5 protein-coding genes and 1 pseudogene are annotated in these 6527 nt (G+C 62.2%); 5 read left to right on the top strand and 1 reads right to left on the bottom strand.

Annotated elements, in window-relative coordinates:
- From QZS13_RS09590 to QZS13_RS09580, 3 genes are all read left to right on the top strand, one after another.
- Positions 1-131 (top strand): ACT domain-containing protein (locus QZS13_RS09590; RefSeq protein ID WP_295588382.1); only part of this gene is annotated, 131 nt, incomplete at its 5' end.
- Positions 132-297: 166 nt separating this feature from the next.
- Positions 298-567 (top strand): ACT domain-containing protein, encoded by a 270-nt coding sequence (locus tag QZS13_RS09585; protein ID WP_295588380.1) that lies wholly within the window; start codon positions 298-300, stop codon positions 565-567.
- Positions 568-579: 12 nt separating this feature from the next.
- Positions 580-1938: a PFL family protein gene (locus QZS13_RS09580; protein WP_295588378.1), complete on the top strand. Its 1359-nt coding sequence runs from the start codon at positions 580-582 to the stop codon at positions 1936-1938.
- Positions 1939-1992: 54 nt separating this feature from the next.
- On the opposite strand, the gene QZS13_RS09575 is transcribed toward QZS13_RS09580, so the two are convergent.
- Positions 1993-2562, bottom strand: a complete 570-nt coding sequence (locus tag QZS13_RS09575; RefSeq protein ID WP_295588375.1) for an epoxyqueuosine reductase QueH — start codon at positions 2560-2562, stop codon at positions 1993-1995.
- A 229-nt stretch (positions 2563-2791) separates the two neighbouring features.
- Here QZS13_RS09575 and QZS13_RS09570 point away from each other — a divergent pair, with 229 nt between their 5' ends.
- Together QZS13_RS09570 and QZS13_RS09565 are read left to right on the top strand one after the other, a co-directional pair.
- A complete protein-coding gene (locus QZS13_RS09570; RefSeq protein ID WP_295588373.1) occupies positions 2792-5719 on the top strand; it encodes an acyl-CoA dehydratase activase in 2928 nt (975 codons plus the stop codon).
- Between the two features lies 1 nt (position 5720).
- Positions 5721-6527 (top strand): annotated as a pseudogene (locus QZS13_RS09565) (2-hydroxyacyl-CoA dehydratase); the annotation flags it as partial.

Below are 6527 nucleotides of genomic sequence, written 5' to 3'. Positions count from 1 at the left end.
CCCTCTATGAGGCGGGCATCAACATCCAGATGATCAATACCTCTGAGATCCGGGTTTCCGTGCTGCTGGATGAGGAGGATGTGAACCGGGCCGTCAAGGCCATCCACGCCAAGTTCTTTGACGAAATCTGAGCAATCGCTGCGGCGCAGCGGGATTGCCCGTTCGGGGGTCCCGCTGCGCCGGGTTTACATCAAAGCGGATTCGTGCTACAATAAATCCGCTGCGCGCGGCCCATTGGAACGCCGCGCATACGAAAGAAAGGGGCAGGCCGGAGGCCGCCCTGCAAGGAGGAGACCTATGAACGCCATCGTTACCGTCGTGGGCCAGGACAAAGTGGGCATCATCGCCGCCATCTGCATCCTGCTGTCCGAATACAATGTCAATATCCTGGATATCTCCCAGACCATTCTCCATGGAGCCTTCACCATGGTCATGGCCGTGGATGTGAGCAAGTCCACCGCCTCCATCGGCGAGCTGAGCGAAGCCCTTTCCCAGCTGGGAAAGAAGATGGAGCTTTCCATCCGCATCCAGCGGGAGGAGATCTTCGACGCCATGCACAACATCTGAGGAGGGGACGCTATGCTCAATCAAAAGGAGATCCTCTCCACCATTGAAATGATCGACCAGCAGCACCTGGACATCCGCACCATCACCATGGGCATCTCCCTGCTCAGCTGCTGTGACCCGGACCCCAAGCGTGCCTGCGACAAGGTGTACGACAAGATCTGCCGCTACGCGGAGAACCTGGTACGCACCGGCGAGGACATCGAGCGAGAGTTCGGTATCCCCATTGTCAACAAGCGCATCTCCGTCACGCCCATGGCTCTGGTGGCCGGCGCCAGCGAGACGGACGACTATGTGCCCTTTGCCCTGGCGCTGGATCGGGCGGCGGAGCACTGCGGCGTCAACTTCATCGGCGGCTACTCCGCCCTGGTGCAAAAGGGCATGACGCTGGCGGATGAGAAGCTGATCCGCTCCATTCCCCAGGCTCTGGCCCAGACCCGCTTTGTCTGCTCTTCCGTCAACGTGGGCTCCACCAAGGCGGGCATCAACATGGACGCCGTGGCCCTCATGGGCCGGGTGGTCAAGGAGGTGGCCCAGGCCACCGCCGCCGAGGACGGACTGGGCTGCTCCAAGCTGGTGATCTTCTGCAACGCCGTGGAGGACAACCCCTTCATGGCCGGCGCGTTCCACGGCGTGGGCGAGGCCGAGAAGGTCATCAACGTGGGCGTCTCCGGTCCCGGCGTGGTGTACCACGCCTTGCAGTCCGTCAAGGGCCAGCCCTTCGATGTGGTGGCCGAGACGGTGAAAAAGACCGCTTTCCGCATTACCCGCATGGGCCAGTTGGTGGCCCGGGAGGCCAGCAGCCGGCTGGACACGCCCTTTGGCATCGTGGACCTGAGCCTGGCACCCACCCCTGCTGTGGGTGACAGCGTGGCCCGCATCCTGGAGGAGATGGGCCTGGAGGTGTGCGGCACCCACGGTACCACCGCCGCCCTGGCCCTCTTGAACGACGCAGTGAAAAAGGGCGGCGTGATGGCCTCTTCCTCTGTGGGCGGCCTTTCCGGCGCGTTCATTCCCGTCAGCGAGGATGAGGGCATGATCGCCGCCGCCAAGAGCGGCGTGCTGTGCCTGGACAAGCTGGAGGCCATGACCTGCGTGTGCTCCGTGGGCCTGGACATGATCGCCGTTCCCGGAGACACTCCCGCCGAGACCATTGCCGCCATCATCGCCGACGAGGCGGCTATCGGCATGATCAACTGCAAGACCACCGCCGTGCGGCTGATTCCCGCCCCCGGCAAGACCGTGGGCGACACGGTGGAGATCGGCGGCCTCTTCGGCAGTGCCCCGGTCATGCCGGTGCACCCGGAGTCCAGCGCGGACTTCATCGCCCGGGGCGGTCGGATTCCGGCCCCCATGCACAGCCTGAAAAACTGAGAAAAAGGCCCGCAGGAGTTCCTGCGGGCCTTTTTTGCGGCAAAATGCAGCTGCTTACGGCTGAGCGGCAAACCGGGCCTTGTCCCGGTCAATTTTTTTCTGGTAGCGGTCCTGCTCGGAAAAGATGCAGCCGCAGTACTTCTGCATGTAGAACCCCAGCTCCCGGGCCCGCTGGTTCCCTGCCCGGAAGTTGGGGCGGAAGTCCCGGTAGAGGAACGTGACGCCGTACCGCTCCGCCGCTGCCTGAGCCGCCGCGGCAATGGCCTCGTGGTTTTGGTAGGTGCTGGCAAGCAGGGTGGAGGTAAAGGCGGCGAAGCCATGCTCGGCGGCATAGCGGGCCGTCTCTTCCAGCCGGTGGCCGTAGCAGTAGGCGCAGCGGTGGTCGATGTCTCCGGCCACATGCTCCACGAATTCCCGCAGGCCGTAGTCCTCCTGAACCCGTACCTCCATGTTGATGGTTGGGGCGTAAGTGAGCAGGCAATCCCGCCGGGCCTCGTATTCCTTCCAGGGGTGGATGTTTGGATTGTACCAGAACGCCACCGGCTCAATTCCCTCCGCGCGCAGCGGGTCGATGCAGCTGAGCGAGCAGGGGGCGCAGCAGCAGTGCAGCAAAACCTGATCCATGGATGTTCCTCCCGTTTCTGTGGACAATGTTAGTAATTCAGTATATCACAGTGAGAAAAAAAGGGAAAGAAGAAAGATAAACGATTTCTTAACGATTTCTTTACACACTTGCCGCAATTTGTCAATTGCACATTCCGGGGAAAAAGAGTACAATACACAACTAATGTGGTATCTTGCGGCTACCGGCCTTTTCAGGCTGTGTCAGCGGTTTCCAAAGGAGGAAAAAAGATTGAAAGTCGGCCTTGACGTAGGCTCCACCACGATTAAGTGTGTGGTTTTGGACGATGCAGACCGCATCGTGTACAGTACATATGAGCGGCATTTCAGCCATATTCTGGAGAAGTCGGAAGAGCTCCTGCGCCGGATGGCGGAGCAGTATGTACCCGGCGGAAATGCTCAGCTGGCTATTTCCGGCTCTGCCGGCATGGGCATGGCGGACAGCGTGGGCGTTCCCTTCGTGCAGGAGGTGTTTGCCACCCGGGTGGCGGCGGGACGCCTGGCGCCCGGTACGGATGTGATCATCGAGCTGGGCGGCGAGGACGCCAAGATTCTGTTTTTGACCGGCGGCACGGAGGTACGGATGAACGGCTCCTGTGCCGGCGGCACCGGCGCGTTCATTGACCAGATGGCCACCTTGCTGAAGATGAGCGCGGACGAGATGGACGCCGCCGCCGGACAGGCGCAGAAGACGTACACCATCGCCTCCCGCTGCGGCGTGTTTGCCAAGAGTGATGTGCAGCCCCTCATCAACCAGGGTGCCCGGGTGGAGGACATCGCCGCCAGCATCTACCAGGCAGTGGTGAACCAGACCATCGCCGGCCTTGCTCAGGGGCGGCCCATTACGGGGAACATTCTGTATCTGGGCGGGCCGCTGACCTTCTCCCGCTGCCTGCGCCGCAGCTTCGACAAGACCCTGGGGGTCCAGGGCACCTGCCCGGACAACAGCTTGCTGTTCGTGGCTTTGGGCGCCGCCTTCTATGCCGACCAGACCTTCTCTCTGGAGGCGGTGGCCGACGCCCTCAAGATTCACGGTGCCTCGGAGACCTACCGGTCCCAGCCGCCGCTGTTTGCCAGCCAGGAGGAATATGAGGCGTTCCGGGCCCGGCACGCCAAGGCAACGGTGCCCCGGGTGCCTTTCACGGCGGACTACGCCGCTCCCGTGCACATCGGCATCGACTCCGGCTCCACCACGGTGAAGATGGTGGTCATCGACCAGGATGCCCGGCTGCTGTTTACGGACTACCGGCCCAACCTGGGCAATCCGGTGCCTCTGATCCGGGAGGTGCTCACCAAGCTCTATGAAGAGCATCCGGCTCTCCATGTGGCCTCCGTGACCACCACCGGCTACGGCGAGGACCTGGCCAAGGCTGCTTTCCACGCCGACTACGGCGTGGTGGAGACGGTGGCCCACTTCACCGCCGCCCGGCACTTTTTGCCCAATGTGGACTTCATCATCGACATCGGCGGCCAGGACATGAAGTGCTTCAAAATTGAAAACGGCGCCATCAGCAACATCTTCCTCAACGAGGCATGCTCCTCCGGCTGCGGAAGCTTTCTGCAGACCTTTGCCCAGGCCCTGGGCTACGATGTGAAGGAGTTTGCCAAGCTGGGCCTCTTTGCCGACCGCCCCGTGGACCTGGGCAGCCGGTGCACCGTCTTTATGAACTCCTCTGTCAAGCAGGCCCAGAAGGACGGGGCCACCATTGAAAATATCTCCGCGGGCCTTTCCATCTCCGTGGTGAAAAACGCCATTTACAAGGTCATCCGCGCCGCGTCTCCGGAGGAACTGGGCCGCAACATCGTGGTCCAGGGCGGCACGTTCTATAATGAGGCCGTGCTGCGGGCCTTTGAAAAGGAAATGGGCGTGGAGGTCATCCGTCCGGACATCGCGGGCCTCATGGGCGCCTACGGCGCCGCCCTCTACGGCCGGGGCAAGGCCGGCAGCGGCGCTGTCAGCACGCTGCTTGGCGCCCAGGCTCTGAAGGACTTCCGACAGGAAACCCGCAGCGAGGTCTGCGGCCGCTGCGGCAACAACTGCCAGATGACCATCAGCACCTTCTCCGACGGCAGCACTTACATCAGCGGCAACCGCTGCGACCGGCCCGTCACCGGAAAGGCGGACATCGGCGAGCGCAACCTCTATGCCTACAAGCGCAAGCTGATTCTGGGTTACAAGCCCGTCCCCGGCAAGCGGGGTAAGATCGGCATCCCCCTGTGCCTGAACATGTGGGAGCTGCTGCCCTTCTGGCACACTTTCTTCACCAAGCTGGGCTTTGCGGTCTACCACAGCCCCCTGTCCAGCCGGGACCTGTACCTCAAGGGCCAGGGGACTATCCCCAGCGACACGGCCTGCTTCCCGGCCAAGCTGGCCCACGGCCACATCCACTTCCTCTCCAAGCTGGGACTGGACGCCATTTTCTACCCCTGCATGACCTACAATCTGGACGAGGGCCTGGGCGACAACCACTATAATTGCCCGGTGGTGGCCTATTATCCCGAGGTCATCGCCGGCAACTGCCCGGAGATCAAGGATACCAAGTTCATCTACGACTACGTGGGACTCCACCGCCCCAAGGACTTTACCAAGAAAATCTACGAGTCTTTGCGCCGCCAGTTCCCGGATATCACCCGCAGCGAGGTGCGGGAGGCGTCGGATGCGGCCTATGCCGAGTACGCCCACCACATGTCCCTCATCCGCAAGGAGGGGGAGCGGGTTATGGACCAGGCCCGGGCGGAGGGCCGCCGGATCATCGTGCTGGCGGGCCGGCCCTACCATGTGGACCCGGAGGTGAATCACGGTATCGACACCCTCATCACCCGCTTCGGCGCCGCCGTGGTGACGGAGGACTCCATTTCCAACCGGGTGCAGAAGTTCCCCACCACCGTGCTCAACCAGTGGACTTATCACGCCCGGCTGTACGCGGCGGCCAAGTACTGCTGCGAGCACCGGGACATGGACCTGGTGCAGCTGGTGAGCTTCGGCTGCGGCGTGGATGCCATCACCTCCGACGAGACCCGGGAGATCCTGCAGGCCGGAGGCAAGCTGTATACCCAGCTGAAAATCGACGAAATCACCAACCTGGGTGCCGTGCGCATCCGCCTGCGGAGCCTGTTCGCCGCCCTGGACGAGCAGGACGAGGCAAGAAAGGAACAGTAATATGGAATTGGCGTATCAGGATTATCCCAAATTCACGCCGGAGATGAAAAAGACCCACAAGATCCTCATCCCCAACATGGCGCCGGTGCAGTTCCGCATCCTGGCCGCCGTGATGAAGCAGGCGGGCTACACCTGCGAGCTGCTGGAAAACTGCGGCAGCCAGGTCTGTGAGCTGGGCCTCAAATATGTGCATAACGACACCTGCTATCCGGCATTGCTGGTCATCGGTCAGTTCCTGGATGCCCTGGGCTCCGGAAAGTACGATCTGGACCACACGGCCCTCATCATCACCCAGACCGGCGGCGGCTGCCGGGCTTCCAACTACATCCACCTTTTGCGCAAGGCCCTCAGCAAGGCCGGCTACGGACAGGTACCCGTGGTGAGCCTGAACTTCTCGGGGCTTGAGAAGGACTCCGGCTTCCCCATGACGGTGCCCATGATGCGCAAGCTCCTGGCCTGTATCTACTACGGCGATCTGCTGGTGGCCCTCCGGGCCCAGACGGAGCCCTACGAGACCCACAAGGGCGATGCCGAAGCCATGCAGGAAAAGTGGCTGGATACCATCTGCGGCTGGGTGCTCCAGGACAAGGGCTGGACGGGCCGGGAGATCAAGGCGGCCATGCCCAAGATCGCCCGGGAGTTTGCGGCTATCCCTGTCCACCGGGTGCCCAAGGTCAAAGTGGGCGTGGTGGGCGAGATCTACGTGAAGTACTCTCCCTTAGGCAACAACGATCTGGAGAAGTTCCTGGCCAGCCAGGACTGCGAGGTGAACCTGCCGGGCCTCATGGGCTTTGTGCAGTACTGTGCC

It is taken from the genome of uncultured Oscillibacter sp. (assembly GCF_900546705.1).
Taxonomy (GTDB): Bacteria; Bacillota; Clostridia; order Oscillospirales; family Oscillospiraceae; genus Oscillibacter.
Note: the sequence above shows the minus strand (reverse complement) of the source record. Positions and strands in the feature narration are given on the sequence as shown.

What these genes read in the sequence shown, in the direction of transcription:
- QZS13_RS09585 (WP_295588380.1), top strand. Translation starts at nt 298, where the DNA reads ATGAACGCCATCGTTACCGTCGTGGGCCAGGACAAAGTGGGCATCATC.
- QZS13_RS09580 (WP_295588378.1), top strand. Translation starts at nt 580, where the DNA reads ATGCTCAATCAAAAGGAGATCCTCTCCACCATTGAAATGATCGACCAG.
- QZS13_RS09575 (WP_295588375.1), bottom strand. Translation starts at nt 2,562, where the DNA reads ATGGATCAGGTTTTGCTGCACTGCTGCTGCGCCCCCTGCTCGCTCAGC.